The sequence below is a fragment of the Streptomyces sp. NPDC050534 genome (assembly GCF_044457745.1).
In the GTDB taxonomy this organism is placed as follows: Bacteria; Actinomycetota; Actinomycetes; order Streptomycetales; family Streptomycetaceae; genus Streptomyces.
On the sequence record NZ_JBITHF010000003.1, the window covers coordinates 251,638 to 267,819 of the forward strand.

General features: G+C 69.3%; 13 protein-coding genes. 7 read left to right on the forward strand and 6 right to left on the reverse strand.

Going from position 1 to position 16,182, the window contains the following annotated elements; genetic code table 11:
• Window positions 1–13 precede the first annotated feature (13 nt).
• The gene (locus ACIBN2_RS12120) at window positions 14–1,090 is read right to left on the reverse strand and encodes an NAD-dependent epimerase/dehydratase family protein (RefSeq protein ID WP_399134209.1); all 1,077 of its coding nucleotides are present in this window, start codon (window positions 1,088–1,090) and stop codon (window positions 14–16) included.
• 217 nt (window positions 1,091–1,307) lie between these two features.
• On the opposite strand from ACIBN2_RS12120, the gene ACIBN2_RS12125 reads away from it, so the two are divergent.
• Window positions 1,308–1,472 carry a hypothetical protein gene (locus ACIBN2_RS12125; protein ID WP_399134210.1) on the forward strand — a complete coding sequence of 55 codons (165 nt, stop codon included), beginning with the start codon at window positions 1,308–1,310 and terminating at the stop codon, window positions 1,470–1,472.
• Here the strand turns inward: ACIBN2_RS12125 and ACIBN2_RS12130 are convergent, their stop codons facing one another.
• A complete protein-coding gene (locus ACIBN2_RS12130; protein ID WP_399134211.1) occupies window positions 1,473–2,153 on the reverse strand; it encodes a DUF6082 family protein in 681 nt (226 codons plus the stop codon).
• 293 nt (window positions 2,154–2,446) lie between these two features.
• On the reverse strand, window positions 2,447–4,477 hold the full coding sequence (locus ACIBN2_RS12135) for a TerD family protein (RefSeq protein ID WP_399134212.1): 2,031 nt from the start codon (window positions 4,475–4,477) through the stop codon (window positions 2,447–2,449).
• A gap of 245 nt (window positions 4,478–4,722) precedes the next feature.
• Between ACIBN2_RS12135 and ACIBN2_RS12140 the strand changes: the two genes are divergently transcribed.
• Both ACIBN2_RS12140 and ACIBN2_RS12145 read left to right on the forward strand, forming a co-directional pair.
• A complete protein-coding gene (locus ACIBN2_RS12140; protein WP_399134213.1) occupies window positions 4,723–5,496 on the forward strand; it encodes an IclR family transcriptional regulator in 774 nt (257 codons plus the stop codon).
• A complete protein-coding gene (locus ACIBN2_RS12145; RefSeq protein WP_399134214.1) occupies window positions 5,493–6,341 on the forward strand; it encodes an SMP-30/gluconolactonase/LRE family protein in 849 nt (282 codons plus the stop codon). Before ACIBN2_RS12140 ends, ACIBN2_RS12145 begins: the two co-directional genes overlap by 4 nt.
• 8 nt (window positions 6,342–6,349) lie before the next feature.
• Here ACIBN2_RS12145 and ACIBN2_RS12150 read toward each other — a convergent pair whose 3' ends face one another.
• The gene (locus tag ACIBN2_RS12150) at window positions 6,350–7,618 is read right to left on the reverse strand and encodes a DUF6545 domain-containing protein (protein WP_399134632.1); all 1,269 of its coding nucleotides are present in this window, start codon (window positions 7,616–7,618) and stop codon (window positions 6,350–6,352) included.
• Entirely contained in the window at window positions 7,606–8,199 is a 594-nt protein-coding gene (locus ACIBN2_RS12155) for a toxin-antitoxin system, toxin component family protein (RefSeq protein WP_399134215.1), read from the reverse strand. The genes ACIBN2_RS12150 and ACIBN2_RS12155 overlap by 13 nt, the downstream gene beginning before the upstream one ends.
• 264 nt (window positions 8,200–8,463) lie before the next feature.
• On the opposite strand from ACIBN2_RS12155, the gene ACIBN2_RS12160 reads away from it, so the two are divergent.
• The 4 genes from ACIBN2_RS12160 (at window position 8,464) to ACIBN2_RS12175 (ending at window position 13,227) form a co-directional block, all read left to right on the forward strand.
• The gene (locus tag ACIBN2_RS12160) at window positions 8,464–9,813 is read left to right on the forward strand and encodes an extracellular solute-binding protein (protein ID WP_399134216.1); all 1,350 of its coding nucleotides are present in this window, start codon (window positions 8,464–8,466) and stop codon (window positions 9,811–9,813) included.
• On the forward strand, window positions 9,810–10,748 hold the full coding sequence (locus ACIBN2_RS12165; RefSeq protein WP_399134217.1) for a carbohydrate ABC transporter permease: 939 nt from the start codon (window positions 9,810–9,812) through the stop codon (window positions 10,746–10,748). The genes ACIBN2_RS12160 and ACIBN2_RS12165 overlap by 4 nt, the downstream gene beginning before the upstream one ends.
• A complete protein-coding gene (locus tag ACIBN2_RS12170; RefSeq protein ID WP_399134218.1) occupies window positions 10,745–11,620 on the forward strand; it encodes a carbohydrate ABC transporter permease in 876 nt (291 codons plus the stop codon). The genes ACIBN2_RS12165 and ACIBN2_RS12170 overlap by 4 nt, the downstream gene beginning before the upstream one ends.
• A 92-nt stretch (window positions 11,621–11,712) precedes the next feature.
• A complete protein-coding gene (locus tag ACIBN2_RS12175) occupies window positions 11,713–13,227 on the forward strand; it encodes an alpha-N-arabinofuranosidase (RefSeq protein ID WP_399134219.1) in 1,515 nt (504 codons plus the stop codon).
• Between the two features lie 6 nt (window positions 13,228–13,233).
• Here the strand turns inward: ACIBN2_RS12175 and ACIBN2_RS12180 are convergent, their stop codons facing one another.
• The gene (locus ACIBN2_RS12180; protein WP_399134221.1) at window positions 13,234–16,176 is read right to left on the reverse strand and encodes a beta-galactosidase; all 2,943 of its coding nucleotides are present in this window, start codon (window positions 16,174–16,176) and stop codon (window positions 13,234–13,236) included.
• Between the last annotated feature and the right edge of the window lie 6 nt (window positions 16,177–16,182).

Genomic DNA, 16,182 nt, shown 5'->3' on the forward strand with positions numbered 1-16,182 from the left:
CGGCGGCGGGTGTTCAGCGACCGGACCGCCGCCGCTGCGCCCGCCAGGCTTCGTAATGGTCCAGCAGGGTTTCCTCCACGGGCCGGTAGCTGATGCCCAGTTCGCGCACGCCGCGGCTGTTGTCCACCGCGAACCTGATGCCGAGGTGCTTGCGGATGTAGTCCTGGGTCAGCCCGAAGGCGGGGCCGAGGACGCGAACGGGCCAGTGTGGAAGGCGGGTTCGCGGCAGCCGCAGATCCCTGGGGTACCGCGCCCTGATGGCGCGTGCCATCTCATGGAAGGAGGTCATCCGTTCCGCGGCGACGATGTACCGCCCCCGCGCGTCCGGCCGCTCGGCCGCGGCGATGTGGGCGTCGGCCAGATCCCGGACGTCGACCGTGGTGAAGCTGAAGTCGGGGGCGCCGTAGAAGAAGTAGCCCTTGAAGAGCTCGTCGAGCAGGAACAGGCTGCCCGACTGTGAGGCGGGCGTGAGGGAGGGCCCGAGCACGAGCCCGGCATTCACGGCGACCATGCGCCACCGCCCCTGCCCCTCCGCGACCTCCCAGGCGGCCCGCTCCGCGACGGTCTTGGCGTAGTGGTACGGGTTGTTGTCGACGGTGCTGGTGGTGTTGAAGTAGCACTCCCGCAACACCTGCCCCTCCATCTCCAGCACGTCGGAGTAGTCGCCGAAGACGGCCCCCACGGTCGAGGTGAACACGAACCTCCGCACACCGGGCGTCCGCTCCACGCTCCCGACCACGTTCCGCGTCCCGAGGAGCGCGGGCTCGACGACATCCCGCTGCCCGTCCTTGATCTTCTCCGGCATGAGAAAGGGCGAGGCCACATGAAAAACGACCTCACACCCCTTCATCGCCTCGTCGAACGCCCCGTCCACCAGAAGATCGGCTTCGAACAGATCGAGCTGCCCGGGAAAGCGGTCCTGCAGCTCCAAGAGGGGCTTCAACTTCACGCCGTCGCCGCTGCCACGAACGGTGGCCCTCACCCGCCACCCCCGCTCCAGCAGCCGCAGCACAAGATGACTCCCTACGAAGCCACTGCCTCCGGTCACCAGGACGGGTGCGTCGCTTTGGGTCTCGCTGATGTCGCCCACGCGTACAGGGTGTTGCATGCTCTGGGCGAAAGGGAAGCCATATGGTGCAACACGGAGCGCGACCGACCCAAGTGAATATGGAGCATCTCCGGATGGGGTAGTCTCGCCGCGCTCACCCATCTCAAATTTCCCGGAGTGCCCCCAATTGCAGGTAAATCGCCGTCTCGGCAAGGCGCCCCAGGCGCGTGGCTGCCTCTCAGATTCGAATTGTCCCGATGTGTTCGAACTTAGTGATGGGCGTTTCGCGGTCATCGGCCTGGAGATGACGGAGGAGATCCGCGGCCTGTTGCCGAGCGATGCGGGGGTCGGCCCCGGCGAGCGTGTGGTCGTCCTGCCCCGCGAGGTACTCGTCGATGCCCGGTCGGACATTCCCGAATCGTGACTATCCGTTTCTGCGGAGAGGTATGGCAGTGACTGCCGCGGCGTAGGCTCGTTCGGCTATGCGCGAGAACTCCCCTTCAACGGTGCCCGGAGGTATGTTCTGTGCGCGGTCGAGACGTCGTTTCTCCCAGAATTCGCACCACAGCGGGTTGGTGAAGAGATTCCGCAGCGTCGCCTCGATATGACGCTCTTCGTACCCCATCTCGAAAGCCAGCAGTTGAAGCCCCAGCACCTGATTCATGTACAGGCGCTGGCGGTTGCTCGAGGTCGACTCGTCCTGTTCGAAGGATGGCCATGTAGCGGCGAGCTCAGGGTCGTCCATGGCCATCTTCAATATGGACATGTGGAGTCCACGGATCAGGGCCTCCGAGGTGCGGTGGAGTTCGCTTCGGGAGAGTCCCGCGACATCACACTGCTCTTCCAGCGCCTCCAACTGCGACTGCAGTGCCAGACGTTGCAGTTCCGATTCCTTCTTCTGCATCCGCATCGTGCGCGCCATGTAAAACAGTGCTGCTGTGGTGCTCGCCGCGGATGCCGCGCCGAAAGCTTGTCCGGCATTGCTGCTGCTGTCACTCTGCAGCGCGGGTATCTGAACGAGTAACACGCTGACGAACGCGCATCCCAGACAAGCCGCCAGGATCGCGCCCGTCGTAGCGATGAACTGCCTGAATCGCTCCATCATTACGGCAGCCCCCCTTTGACGCCCCCTGTCGGGCGTGAGGTGAATGCCCGTGACGGTGATCAGGGAAACGGTGCATTTCGGGACGCGTGTATTCCGCCTTCGTTACACGAGGGCCGCAGACGAACTGCTTGAAACCCTGATGAACATGAGACCAGCCGGCAACGGCTTCAAGCGTTTTCAAACGCCACGGGTGTGGTGGCCGATGCATGGCGTGCATCGGCCGATGCCCCAGTGCGCCGCAAGTGCGCCCGTATATTGACGGAGAGCCGTAAGACCGCACGCGGACGTTTTTCTCATCCCGTGACGGTGCGCTCCTTCGCCGAAGTCCGCCGGGACGCCGCCCCGTCGAGGTGGATCACCACCGACTCGTAGAAGCGCTGCACCGCGCCGTCGACGCTGCGGATGAAGCCGGTTTCGGCGTTGCCGCGGCCATTGCCCATTCCCTTGAAAAGGGAGAGGCGGAAACCGGTGATCCGGGTGGCGGTGTCTTTCGGGAGCAGGTCGGCCGGCTCCGGGCGGAGGCGTTCCAGGGTGCCGCGAGGACCACCCGTCTCACCCTCGACAAGGGTTTCCACATGGAGGTCGGCAGGTGCTTCGTCCAGCCGACGGATCAGGCGCTTGGCCCAGGTCAGGGGATAGCCCTGATCCGGCGCCGGGATCTCGAAGGACGTACGCAGCTTGCCCGTCCGAAGGTCGGCGGTGACGGCGAGCAGACCCGGCGTGCCCTCGATGCGGAGTTCCGCATGCAGCCTGCCGTCGGTGCAGAGCGAGTCGGCCAGCCGGGCCCGTCGTTCCCCGGGATCCGTTCCGCGCTTGGTCCGTTGGACGGGCAGCACCTTCTGCCCGAGTTCTCCGCCCAGTCCGAGACACACCTGGCGGATCAAACGCTCCCAGCTCTGGACCACTTCGAGAGCACGCGAGTCACCCTGGCACAGGGTCTCGTCGTCGATGCCGTTGCGTACGGGCACCCAGGCCGCGCCCATGTTCTGGAAGCCGTGGCAACCGGAGTTCTCGTGCTGCAGATAGTGCAGCAACTCGTGCAGCAGCCAGGCGTGCGCCGCGTTTCCGACACCCTCGTGCCGGATCAACATCTGTGCCTGATAAACGACTTCGGCCCAGGACAGGTGCCGGAGCGCGACCTTGTGCTTGCGCCGGCCGTCGATCTTGACCTCGACGAGCGGGCTGCCCTCCAGGGCCACGTCGTTCGACAGGGTGATGACGGCCTCGTAGCCGCGGCGTGCGGCGATGTCCATGTAGGCCTGTACCTGGTCCGGCTTGAGGGCGTTGCCGTTGGTCTTCGTCTCGACCAGCGCCGTCCACAGCTTGCCGGCGCGCTCGACGCGGATGACTCCGTCGGGGCGGCGAGGCGTGTCGCCGTGCGGCAGGGAGACTTCGGTGAAGGTCTCCATACGGCCCGCCGGTGCTCCGAACGCCGCCGTGAGCCGCCTGCCGAACTCCGGCACCTGCGCCATCACCGACAGCAGCACCGAGGTGGCGCGCATCTCGCGGTCGTGATCGTTTTTGAGGACCGAGACCGGGAACAGCCTGGCCTGACGCCAGGACTCGTTCTCCGCCAGCGACTTCCTGGCAGCCTTGGGCAGGGTGACCTTCTTCTTGGCCGTGCGAGGCCGCGCGGGCGGCTTCTTCAGCCCTGCCTCGGCGTCGTCCTCGGGCTGTCGTGGAGCGGGGATCGCCTCGAGCGCTTCCTGCGGACCGGGTTGCGGAACCGGTGCGACCGGGGCCGCCTCTTCGTCGCCCGACAGCGCCTGCGTCTGCGCATCGGTCGCGTCGTCGTCGATGTCGACGCCGAAGTCCGAGGCAAGACCGGCCAGTCCGGAGTCGTAACCCTGACCCACGGCGCGGAACTTCCACTCGTGCGCGCGCCGGTACAGCTCGCCGAAGATGATCGCGCTCACCGAACCGGCGTCGTCGATCGAGAAGCGCAGCAGGTGTTCACCGGCCGCGTCGGCCAGCGTCACGTTCAGGCCCTCCAGCTCACCGAACCGGGCTCCCTCGTAGCGGCTGGCCGCCACGACGATCCGGTCGACGTCGTCAGGAACCGCCGTCAGGTCGAAGCCGATCCGGTCCTCGTTGCCGTCCTCCGTGGGCGTCTTGCCCAGCAGCTGTACGCTTCCGTCGGCGGCCACGGGGTTGTTGTAGAAGTAGAAGTCCGTGTCGCTGCGTACCTTGCCGCTCGCGTCCAGCAGTAAAACGGACACATCCGCATCGCCCTCGCCGCTCTGGCTCACCCAGCCAAGGCCGACGACCACAGAACCCGCGTTCTCGCTCAGGGCCGCCAGAGATACGTTCGAGCCCTTGATCATTTCATGCAATGGAACCCCCCAATCACAAACCCGGGACGCCTGCGACCCCTCCCGCCGCGGCTGTCCCGTGCACGACATCATGTGACGTGTCGCACATGGGGGACAGTAGTACCACAGGGGGTGAGGCGGTCTGCGCAGAACCATTGCCGGGGCAAACGCTCTATGACTAGCCTGTGTTCGTCATGCCGATCGTCTGTTGAAATATCGAACACAGACGCCTCAGACAACAAGAGAGGGGACCGGTCGTGGGACGCCTCGTACCTGCCGTGACCCGGGCTCTCGACATTCTCGAGCTCTTCCTCGACGGGGACGGGACGCTCTCCGCCCCCGACATAGTGCGCAAGCTGCAGCTGCCGCGCACCACCGTGCACGAGCTGGTGACCACGCTCGCCGCCCGGTCGTACATCGTGCAGGTGCCCGGGCAGCCGGGACGCTACCGGCTCGGGGTGCGGCCCTACCAGCTCGGCAGCCGGTACGCCGAGCAGCTGGACCTGGCCGCCGAGGGCCAGCAGGTCGCCCGGTCCGTCGCCGAGACCTGCGACGAGACCGTGCACGTGGCCATCCTGGAGGGCACCGACGTCATCTACATCGCCAAGGTGGACTCCACCCATGCGGTGCGTATGGTGTCGGCCGCGGGGCGCCGGCTCCCGGCGCACTGCACCTCCGTCGGCAAGATGCTGCTGGCCTCCCTTCCGGAGCCGGAGCTCACCTCGCGCATCCCGGACGACGCCGAACTCGTCGCGATGACACCCAACAGCATCACCGAACCGTCCGCCCTGCGCGAGGCCCTCAACGAGATCCGGCAGCGCGGGATCGCGGTCGAGAGCCGCGAGTCCAACCCGGACGTCAGCTGCGTGGCCGCGCCGGTGCGGGACCGTACCGGTCAGGTCGTCGCCGCCCTCTCCATCTCCGTCCCCATGATCCGCTGGAGCGACGAGCGCCGGTCCGAGCTGGAGCAACTCGCCGCGAAGGGTGCCGTCGAGCTGTCGGAGCGACTCGGTCACCGGAGCGTGGCATGACATACCGGTACGAGGTCGCGGTACAGGCCGAGGCGACGCTGGGGGAGGGACCCACCTGGGACGCCGCCCGCGAACGGCTGATCTGGGTGGACATCCTCGGCTCGCGCGTGCACACCTACGAGCCCGGTTCCGGGCGCCGCGGCGTCCGCACCACCGAGCAGCACGTCGGCGCCGCCAAGCCGCGGGCCGGCGGCGGGCTCGTGCTGAACCTGCGGGACGGGGTCGGGCTCGTCGACCCCGACGGCACCTTCCGCTGGCTGCACCACGATCCCGTCCCCGGCCGCCGCGGCAACGACGCCGCCGTCGCCCCCGACGGCTCCCTCTGGGCCGGCACCATGCGCTACGACGAGGCGCCGGGCGGCGGCACACTGTCCCGGATCACCGGCGACGGCTCCACCGTGACCGTCCTCGACGACGTCGCCGTGAGCAACGGCACCGGCTGGAGCCCCGACGGCCGGCTGATGTACTACATCGACTCGCCGACCCGCGAGGTCGACGTCTTCCATCACGAGGACGGCCGCGTCGTGGACCGGCGCCGGTTCGCCGAGATCGAGGAGGGCGCCGGCTTCCCCGACGGGCTGACGGTCGACGCCGACGGCTGCGTGTGGGTCGCCCTGTGGGACGGCGGTGCGGTACGGCGCTACACCCCCGACGGCGAACTCGACCGCGTGATCGAACTGCCGACACGTCTCGTCACGGCCTGCGCCTTCGGCGGCAAGGACCTGACGGACCTGTACATCACGACGGCCCGCGTGGGTCTCGACCGGCCCCACCCGACGGCCGGTTCCCTGCTGGTCGTCCCCGGCGCCGGAAAGGGCCTGCCCCAGCCGGCGTTCGCGGGCTGAACCCCGGCTCAGGGAAGGGCGGGAGCGTCCCCGTGCTCCCGCCCCACCTCGCCGTCCGCCGCCAACCGCCCCCGCACCAGCGCCAGTTCCTCCACCCGCCGCAACGCGCGGGACACCGTGGTGATGTCGCGGAGCAGATCCGTCGTGTCCGGGTCGTGGCCGGGCTCGGTCTGCGGTGAACGGCGCCGGGTCTCCACGGCGTCCTGGATCGCGGCGGCGGACGCGAGCGCCTTGGCGTGGTCCGGGGCGTGGCCGAGGGCGAGCGCGGTCTCGTACGTCCGGCGGCGACGGTCCTCGTCGATGTGCCGGGCCAGCGGGAGCAGGACGTCGCGGATGAACGTCTCCCGGCGGATGAGCCGCAGCTCCGGGGTGGCGCGCAGGACGAAGGAGACGCCGCCGCCGTCGACGGTGCGCATGAGGACGTAGAGCGGGCGCAGCCTGTGGTGGGCCAGGCGGACGCGCCAGCGTTCGTGCAGGTACTGGCCGGCGTGCGGCAGGATGAAGCCGATCGCGATCAGGATGGCGGAGAGGCAGGCGAGGGGCGGCGCCACGCCCGTGCTCAGCCAGTCCAGGTCCCGGCCGAACCAACGGGCCACCACCGCGGGGAGTTTGGCCGCGTAGAAGGAGAGCTGCGCGGCGTAGCCGACGCCGAGGAACTTGAGGCCCCAGCGCAGCCACGCGTCGAGCCCGTCGGTGCGGACCCAGTTCCAGATCAGGCCCGAGGTGATCACGGTCGCCACGGTCTGCGCGAGCAGGTAGAGCAGGATCATCTCGCGCATGTACGGCGTGTTGGCGTAGTACGTGTCCAGATCGCGCAGCCGTTCCACCGGCGCGTCCGCGAGCGCGAACAGCGCCCACAGCGCGACGATCACCCCGAGGGACCCCGCGACCACCCAGCGCACGGCGCGCACGGCCGACGCGGAACGGTCGCCCAGGCCGTTGCGCCAGGCGATGATCAGCAGCAGGCAGGAGCCGCAGAACGCGGTCAGCAGCGAGTACACCCAGGGCGCCGAGATGTTCGGCACGCCCGTGACCCGGTTGACCCGGGCGATCGTCGAGGGCGCCACGGACACGAACACCGCGCAGGCGAGCAGCAGGACGCCGCCCACGGCGCGCAGCAGCGGGTCGCTCCACAGCCGGACGATGGTGGGCAGTTTGATGGCCAGGGCGGCGGTCAGGACGACGGCAGGGATCCACCAGAACGACGGGTAGATCTCGTTGACGAACCCCGCGGGGGACCAGGCGAGCTGTGCCGGGCCCGTCGTCACCGCACCGATCCCCTGCGCCCTCGGTAGCCCAGGGACCGCTGGAAGGGGTCGAGCGGCGCGTCCGCGTCCCGCCCGGCCAGCAGTGGCCGGAACGCGGCGGCCAGCCGGTGCCCGAAGTCGTCGGCCTCCGCCTCGTCGGCCACGCGGGAGCCGTCGCGCGCCGCCACGGACAGTGCCACGTCGGTCCACGCGCGCCGGCCGGCCAGCGCCGCCCCGGCCACGTGATGGTGGCTGTGCCCGGCGTGCAGATGCCACAACTCGTGGCCCAGGATGACCAGTTGCTGGACCGCCTCGGCCCGCTCCTCGACGATGACCAGGTCGAAGTCCTGGAACTCCACCCAGAGACCGGTGACTTCGATCTCGTCGGGGAAGCGCTCGAAGCGCAGCTCTACGGGCCGTCCGCCGCGCAGCGCGCTCATCTCCTTGCACAGCACTCGGCACAACTCGTGTGTGCCGGACGGCAGTTGAGGCCTCGCCCGGACGGCGGCGCGCAGTCCGTCGGTCAGTTCCCGCATCCCGGAGACTCTCCGCGAGCGCCGCAGTCCTGCAGCGATCCGGGCCGCCTTCCTTCGTGCGCCCGCGATGTCCACCGTTCCCCCTTCCGACGCCTCTCGCCGCTCAGCAGGCGGTCCGAGACTACGCGGCCGGTCCGGTGCACGTCAGGTGGTCCTGCGCCGGAAATTGAAGCCGGAACGATCTCCCTGGCCGGAAAGTCATGTCCAAAGCATTGACTGGCAAGCGCTTACTCCTTACGGTCCCGTTCGAAGTTACGAGCGCAATTCGATATGCCGAACGTCATCGAGTCATCGTCGAATCCCGGACGGGCACGGGATCTCGAACAGATAGGGCAGGCAATGGGACGACCTGACCTGAGTCGCAGGCACCTACTGGCGGCCGTCGGCGGACTCACCGTCGCCGGCAGCTTCGGTTTCGCCGCACTCGGCACCGGCGCCGACGCGCTCGCGTCTGGAGCCGACACCCGGGTGCGGTACTGGAACCTCTTCAGCGGCGGCGACGGCTCCAACATGATCGCGATGCTGGACGCCTTCCGAAAGGCCAACCCCGGCATCGACGTGAGCGACGCGACCCTCCAGTGGGGCAGTCCGTACTACACCAAGCTCGCGATGGCGGCCGCCGGCAACCGGGCCCCCGACCTGGGCGTCATGCACCTGGGCCGGGTCACGGGCTTCTCGCCGGGACGGCTGCTGGACCCGTGGGACATGGACCTGCTCGCCAAGTACGGCGTGCGCGAGGAGGACTGGAACACCGAGCTGTGGCAACGCGGCGTCATCGACGGCACGCTGTACGCCCTGCCGCTCGACATCCACGTCCAGCTCTGCTTCTACCGCAGGGACGTGCTGAAGAAGGCGGGCCTGCTCGGCGACGACGGCCTGATGATCCCCGTCACCTCCACCGCCGAGTGGTTCGACGTCCTGAAGAAGGCCAGGAAGGTCCAGAAGGCGGGCCTGCAGACCATCGGCCTGTGGACCAACGACCAGAACTTCCAGTGGTGGTTCTTCGTCGCCTTCTACACCCAGCTCGGCGGCAAGTGGTTCAACGACGCCAACACCGAGGTGCTGTTCGACGTCGACAAGGCCACCGAGGTCCTGGAGTTCTTCCGCAAGCACGTCACCGACGGCTACGTCGTCCCCGGCGCGCCGACCGGCGAGCAGTTCATCAACGGCGCCCCCTTCACCTGGGAGGGCAACTGGTCGGTGCCGGTCTTCTCCGGCGCCAAGGTCGACTACGGCGCCACCCCGCTGCCGCCGGTCTTCGGCAGGCAGGCCACCCACGCCGAGTCGCACTCGTTCGTCCTGCCGCACCAGGCGGGCCGCGGCGGCGCCGCCAACGAGGGCGCGCACGAACTCGCGGCGTACGTCGTCAAGCACGCCCTCCAGTGGGCGGCCGGCGGCCACATCCCCGCCTACACGCCGACGCTGTCCACGGCCGCGTACAAGAAGCTCACCCCGCAGCACGAGTACGTGTCCGCCATGGACCACCAGGCCACCGAGCCGAAGGTGTGGTTCGCCGGCTCGACCGGCATCCTCGCCCAGGACCTCGGCCCGATCGTCGTCTCCTCGACGATGGGCTCGGCCAAGCCCGCCGCGGCCGCGGAGCGGATGAAGAAGCAGCTCGGCAAGCTCCTCGCCACGAAGAACCCGATGGACGGCAGGACCGCCGCGCAGGGAGGTGCGACCGCATGACGACCAGTGCCGAGACCGTCGTCGTACCGGCGCGGACGAAGACCGCCGCAGCCGTTGCGACCGTCCGCCGCAAGCAGGGCTTCCAGCACGGGGGCTGGTTCGTCGCCCCGTTCCTGGCCCTGTTCACCCTGTTCGTGATCTGGCCGCTGCTGCGCGGCGTGTACCTCAGCCTCACCGACGCCAACATCTCCGGCGACGACACCCACTTCGTCGGACTCGGCAACTACCGCGAGGCGCTGGGCGATTCGGCGATGTGGGACGCGCTCGGCCACAGCGCGTACTTCACGCTGCTCGTGGTGCCGTGCATCACCGTGCTCGCCTTCCTGCTCGCGATGCTCGCGCACAACATCGAACGCGGCAGATGGCTGTGGCGGCTGTGCTTCTTCGCGCCGTTCCTGCTGCCGTCGACCGTCGCGGCCAACCTCTTCCAGTGGCTGTTCACCCAGGGCATCGGCATGTTCAACCATGTCCTCGGGACCGACACGCCCTGGCTGACCGACAAGTCGTACGCGATGCTCGCCATCGTCATCGAGACCCTGTGGTGGACGGTCGGCTTCTCCTTCCTGCTCTACCTCGCCGCGCTCCAGGGCATCCCCGACCACCTCTACGAGGCCGCGAAGCTGGACGGCGCGAACGCCTGGCACCGCATGGTCCACATCACGCTGCCGCTGCTGCGCCACATCACCGGTCTGGTGCTCGCGCTCCAGGTCCTCGCCTCGCTGCAGCTCTTCGACCAGGCCGTAGTGATGATGGACTTCGGCCCCGGACCGGAGCTCAGCACCCGGGCCTTCGTGCAGTACACCCTCGAACAGGGCTTCACCAGCTACCGCGTGGGCTACGCCTCCGCCATGTCCGTCATCTTCTTCGTACTCATCGCAGTCGTCGCCCTCGGGCGGATGTGGCTGCTGCGCAACCGTGAGGAGGGCGGACGATGACCACCGCCGAGGCGACGACCCGTCCGACCGTACGCACCAAGTCCCGCAAGCCCTGGACGCCCGGCCAGATCGTCCTCACGTTCATCGGGCTCGCCGTCTCCGCCGTGTTCGTGGCGCCCATCGCCGCGGCGCTGTTCACCTCGCTGAAGTCCGAGACCGAGGCGGCCGAGATACCGCCGCACTGGCTGCCGAAGGTGTGGACCGGCCAGGCATGGAAGGCCTTGTTCGAGACCGGCAACATCACCAACTGGCTCGTCAACTCCCTTGTCGTGTCGGTGTGCGTGACTTCCGTGGTGGTGCTGGTCGGCGCCCTCGCCGGCTACGGCTTCGCCCGCACCGAGTTCCGCGGCAAGTCGGTGCTCATGGGCGTCGTCATGGCGGGCCTGATGATCTCCCCGGCGGTGCTCGGCGTGCCCCTGTTCACCACCGTCCAGCAGATGGGGATGGTCGACACGTACTGGGGCATGATCCTGCCGCAGTGCGCGCCCGCCGCGATGGTCTACATCCTCTACAAGTTCTTCCAGGGCGTCCCGCGCGAGCTGGAGGAGGCCGCCTTCATCGACGGCGCGGGCCGCTGGCGGGTCTTCTTCACGATCATCCTGCCGCTGTCGCGCCCCTCGCTCGCCGCGGTCGGCATCTTCACCTTCATCAGCTCGTGGAACAACTTCCTCTGGCCGTACATGGTGACCAACAACCCCGACCTGATGACCATGCCGAACGGCATCGCGACCGTGATGAACTCCTACGGCATCCAATGGGCCCAGCTCATGGCGGGCGGCCTCATGGCGGGCCTGCCCCTGATCATCGTCTTCGTCTTCTTCCAGCGCCAGATAGTGGCAGGCGTGGCCCACACGGGCCTGGCCGGCCAGTAGGCGCCTCCACAGGGGCGCGAGGAACCGCGCGACCAGCCCACGACGACCCGCAGCCGCAACCGAACAAGAACCAGCCACCCCGAAAGGCGACCATGCACAGCGCCCGCTTCACCCTCGACCCCGCGTTCACCGTCGGCGAGGTCAACCCCCGTCTCTTCGGATCCTTCGTCGAACACCTCGGCCGCTGCGTCTACACCGGCATCTTCGAACCGGACCACCCCACCGCCGACGAGGCCGGCCTGCGCCAGGACGTGCTGGACCTCGTCCGCGAACTGGGCGTCACCGCGGTCCGCTACCCCGGCGGCAACTTCGTCTCGGGCTACAAGTGGGAGGACTCCGTGGGCCCCGCGGAGGACCGCCCCCGCCGCCTCGACCTCGCCTGGCACTCGACGGAGACCAACCGCTTCGGCCTCTCCGAGTACATCGCCTTCCTGCGCAGGATCGGCCCCCAGGCCGAGCCCATGATGGCGGTCAACCTGGGCACGCGCGGCGTCGCGGAGGCCCTGGAACTCCAGGAGTACGCCAACCACCCCGAGGGCACGGCCCTTTCGGACCTCCGCGTCTCCCACGGCGACAAGGACCCCTTCGGCATCAGGCTGTGGTGCCTGGGCAACGAGATGGACGGCCCCTGGCAGACCGGCCACAAGACGGCCGAGGAGTACGGCCGCGTCGCCGCCGAGACCGCCCGCGCGATGCGCCAGGCCGACCCGGGCGTGGAACTGGTCGCGTGCGGCTCCTCCAGCCAGGCCATGCCGACCTTCGCCGAGTGGGAGGCGACGGTCCTCAAGGAGACGTACGACCTCGTCGACTACGTCTCCCTGCACGCCTACTACTGGCCCGAGGACGGCGACATCGACTCCTTCCTCGCCTCGGCCGTCGACATGGAGTCCTTCATCGAGAACGTCGTCGCGACCGCCGACCACGTGGGCGCGCGGCTGAAGTCGAAGAAGCGGATCAACCTCTCCTTCGACGAGTGGAACGTCTGGTACCTGCCCGAGTGGGAGGCGCGCGCCAAGACGTTCGAGCAGCACGACTGGCCCGAGGCGCCGCGCCTGCTGGAGGACAACTACAGCGTCACCGACGCCGTCGTCTTCGGCTCGCTGCTCATCGCCCTGCTCCGGCACGCGGACCGCGTCACCGTCGCCTGTCTCGCCCAGCTCGTCAACGTCATCGCCCCGATCATGACCGAGCCCGGCGGCCCGGCCTGGCGCCAGACGACCTTCTTCCCCTTCGCCCAGGCCGCACGGCACGGCCTGGGCCAGGTCCTGGACGTGCGGGTCGACTCCCCGACGTACGAGACGAAGAAGTACGGCGAGACCGACCTGCTGCACGCCACCGCCGTGCGCGCGGCGGACGGCACCGTCACCGTGTTCGCCGTCAACCGCGGCCGCACGGAGCCGCTCCCGCTCGAAGTCGCCCTGTCCGGCCTGGACCTGACGTCGGTCGTCGAGCACAGCGTCCTCGCGGACACCGACCCGGACGCCCGCAACACCCTCGAGGACCCCGACCGCGTCAAGCCCCGCACGGCCGGGGGCACCACCCTCACGGACGGCACCCTCACCACCACGCTCGAACCGCTGTCGTGGAACGTGATCCGGCTGGCGTAGCGGCGGTCACACGGGCGTCACCGGCACCCCTCCCGCAGCCGCCCCCAGCAGCACGAGCCGTACCTCCGACGGCCCGGCGGGTGTGGTGCCGTCGGACAGGACCGCCAGGGCCAGGGTGTTCAGGTCGCGGGCGCGGAGGATGCCGTTGGGGAGGGCGAAGGTGTGCTGGGGGCCCACGTCGTTGATGTACTGGCCCATGTTCCAGCCGTTGAGGAAGATCTGGACGCGGTAGGCGCGCGTCGGGTCGTCGTCGAGGGTGAGGCCGATCGAGGCGTCGGTGGCAGCGTCGACGGCGAGGCGGAAGCTCGTGCGGTACCAGGTGACGCCCTGCCGCCGGTCCGCGCGCGGCAGCCGGACCGTCTGCCAGTCGCCGTCGGCGTGCCCCGGCAGATGCCAGCCCTGCCGCTCGCCGTACAGACCGCCGTTGTTCTGCGGCCCGCGAACGGGATCGGGGGCCGCCTCTCCCTGCAGCCGCCAGCTCACCTTCGGGGCGGCCCCCTCGAAGGTGACCCCCGTCAGCCCGCGGGCCACCTTGTGCGTGTCCTGCGCCTTGCCGTCCTGGTCGTGCTGCATCCGGCGGACGAGGACGGACAGTACGTGCGCGCCGTCCGTACGCAGCGCCTCCGGTACGTCGAACACCGCCGTGTCGGCCCAACTACCCTGCCGCACAGTCTTGTTGTCCGGCACCGGCATCCGGTGCGTGCCCAGCGGCCGGCCGTCCAGCCACGCCATCAGCAGACCCTGCGTACCGGTGCTGTAGGCGAGTGACACGGACCGCGCGCCGCTCGCACCGGCGAAGTGCCCGCGGTACCAGACGTCGCCGTAGTGGAAGCCGTAGTCGTCGGCGAAGAGGAGGGGCTGCCCGTCCGGGACGGGTGTGGTGCTGTACGACGTGGTGGCGTCGGCGGCCTTCCACGCCGAGTCGTCGAAGTCGGGCGCGGACTCCGGGTTCTCCGTCCTCCGGCGCCAGCCGCCGTGCAGGGCGGGCAGCGCGACCGCGTCGGCACCGGCCAGCGGGTGCGTGCTGCGCAGACTGCCCGAGGTGGTGGTGCCCGCGGTCAACTGCCGCCCGTTCCAGGTGACTTGAATGACGCCACGCGGTCCCCACACCTCCAGCCCGGTGGCCTGGACGGTGTCCCCGGTCAGGTGGATCGCCGCCCCGTCGACCGCCGCGGTCCGCAGCAGTGCCGGTCCGTACGCCAGCACAGGGCCGGACGGGGTGTCGCGGGGCCACAGCCGTACGGAGGTCTCGTCGTCGGCGAGGAGCAGCAGGAGAGGGGTGGGGGTACCCCCACCGGACACCAGAACCCTTGTCAGGCCGCCGAGTTCGGCCTCGACGCGCAACAGGCCGTCCGCGTACGAGCACTCGGCCGCGCCCTCCAGCACCGTGACCGACGGCCTGCTCGCGCACTCCAGCGCGGTCACCGTCGCCTCGCCCGGGCGCCCGGTGAGCACGGCGAGGTCCTGCCGGCCGGCGGTGAGGGCCAGCATGGGCTGGGCGCTGGAGTACCTGAGCGTGCGCCGCCCCAGCCGGAGCCCGGCGGCGAGCAGCCGCGCGTCCTGCGGCGGTACGGCGACGGGGAGGCCGGCCCCCGGGACCGGGAGGGTGGTGGTGACCGGCGCCGTACCGTCGTTGCGCACGACATAGACATGGGCGCCGGTGTCGGCGTTGGTCAGGTGGTACACCTTCAGCCCGTCCGCCGTGACATCCGCGGCACGGTCCAGCTTGGCGAAGTCGGGTACGTACCGCAGCAGTTGGCCGATCTGGTGCATGGGGATCAGCTTGGACGTGGGCTGCCGGCCCTCGTCGATGGCCGCGCCGTAGTCGTACGACGTGTAGACGACCGGCGCGGGCAGCCAGCCCCAGGAGGTGCCGCCGAAGGTCATGTAGACGCTGTGCAGCGTGATGCCGTTGGCGAGATTGGTGAGGTAGAAGCGGCGCTCGTACGCCGCGTCGCGCTGCCGCCGGGACTCCGCATACCCCTTCTTGCCGAACCAGACCCCGCCCCACGGGTCGAACCAGCCTCCCCCGAACTCCGGGATCAGGCCCGGGGTGCGCGGGCTGGCCGTCGCGCCGCCCTTGAGGCCGCCGATGCCGAAGTGCCCCCAGTCGGGCGGGGTCAGCGAGGGCGAGGGGTAGCCGTCGAAACCGTAGAGCCAACCGCCGTCGTCCCCGCCGGTGTCGAACGAACCGGGGATCCAGTAGCCGTTCCTGCCCTTGTCGTTGTGGAAGAGGGGCACGTCGATGCCGTCGGCGCGCACCTTCTTGTACAGGTGCGACATGTAGTCGCGGCCGGCCGGCTCGGTGACGTGGGAGTCGTACTCGTTCTCGATCTGGTAGAGCAGGACCGTGCCTCCGCCGTCGGTGAGGAGGTGCCGGGCGACGATCCTGTTCACCTGGGAGAGCCACTCGTCGACGTGCGACAGGTAGGTGGGGTCGGCGGTGCGGGCGATGCCCTCGGTGGCGGTCAGCCAGCCCGGGAAGCCGCCGCCGTCGATCTCGGCGTTGCAGTAGGGGCCGGGACGCAGGATGACGTAGAGACCGGTCTCGGCGGCCATGCGCAGGAACAGGTCCAGGTCGCGGACGCCCGTGAAGTCGTAGTGGCCGGGGGCGGGGGAGTGGTAGTTCCACGGCACGTAGATGCTGACCGTGTTGTAGCCGTGGGCGCGCATCTTCTGCAGGACGTCCCGCCACAGGGACGGGCTCGGCAGCCGGCAGGGGTGCAGTTCGCCCGACCAGACGACCAGGCGCCTGCCGTCGACGAGGAGCGAGTAGCGGTCGTAACCGATGGTGTGCCGCCTGCCGTCCGCGCCGGGCGGGGCGGGAGCGGGCCCGGTCGGGACGGTGTGTGCGGCGTAGGCGCAACTCGCCGCGGCGCTGCCGCCGAGCGCGAGTCCGAGCGCCGTGGTGCCGGCGAGCGCGCTGAAGGTACGTCTGCTGAGCCCCATGGGAGC

Excerpts from the sequence above, each read along its gene's own strand:
- ACIBN2_RS12130 (WP_399134211.1), bottom strand. The coding sequence starts at position 2,153 with ATGATGGAGCGATTCAGGCAGTTCATCGCTACGACGGGCGCGATCCTG.
- ACIBN2_RS12135 (WP_399134212.1), bottom strand. The coding sequence starts at position 4,477 with ATGATCAAGGGCTCGAACGTATCTCTGGCGGCCCTGAGCGAGAACGCG.
- ACIBN2_RS12145 (WP_399134214.1), top strand. The coding sequence starts at position 5,493 with ATGACATACCGGTACGAGGTCGCGGTACAGGCCGAGGCGACGCTGGGG.
- ACIBN2_RS12160 (WP_399134216.1), top strand. The coding sequence starts at position 8,464 with ATGGGACGACCTGACCTGAGTCGCAGGCACCTACTGGCGGCCGTCGGC.
- ACIBN2_RS12165 (WP_399134217.1), top strand. The coding sequence starts at position 9,810 with ATGACGACCAGTGCCGAGACCGTCGTCGTACCGGCGCGGACGAAGACC.
- ACIBN2_RS12170 (WP_399134218.1), top strand. The coding sequence starts at position 10,745 with ATGACCACCGCCGAGGCGACGACCCGTCCGACCGTACGCACCAAGTCC.
- ACIBN2_RS12175 (WP_399134219.1), top strand. The coding sequence starts at position 11,713 with ATGCACAGCGCCCGCTTCACCCTCGACCCCGCGTTCACCGTCGGCGAG.
- ACIBN2_RS12180 (WP_399134221.1), bottom strand. The coding sequence starts at position 16,176 with ATGGGGCTCAGCAGACGTACCTTCAGCGCGCTCGCCGGCACCACGGCG.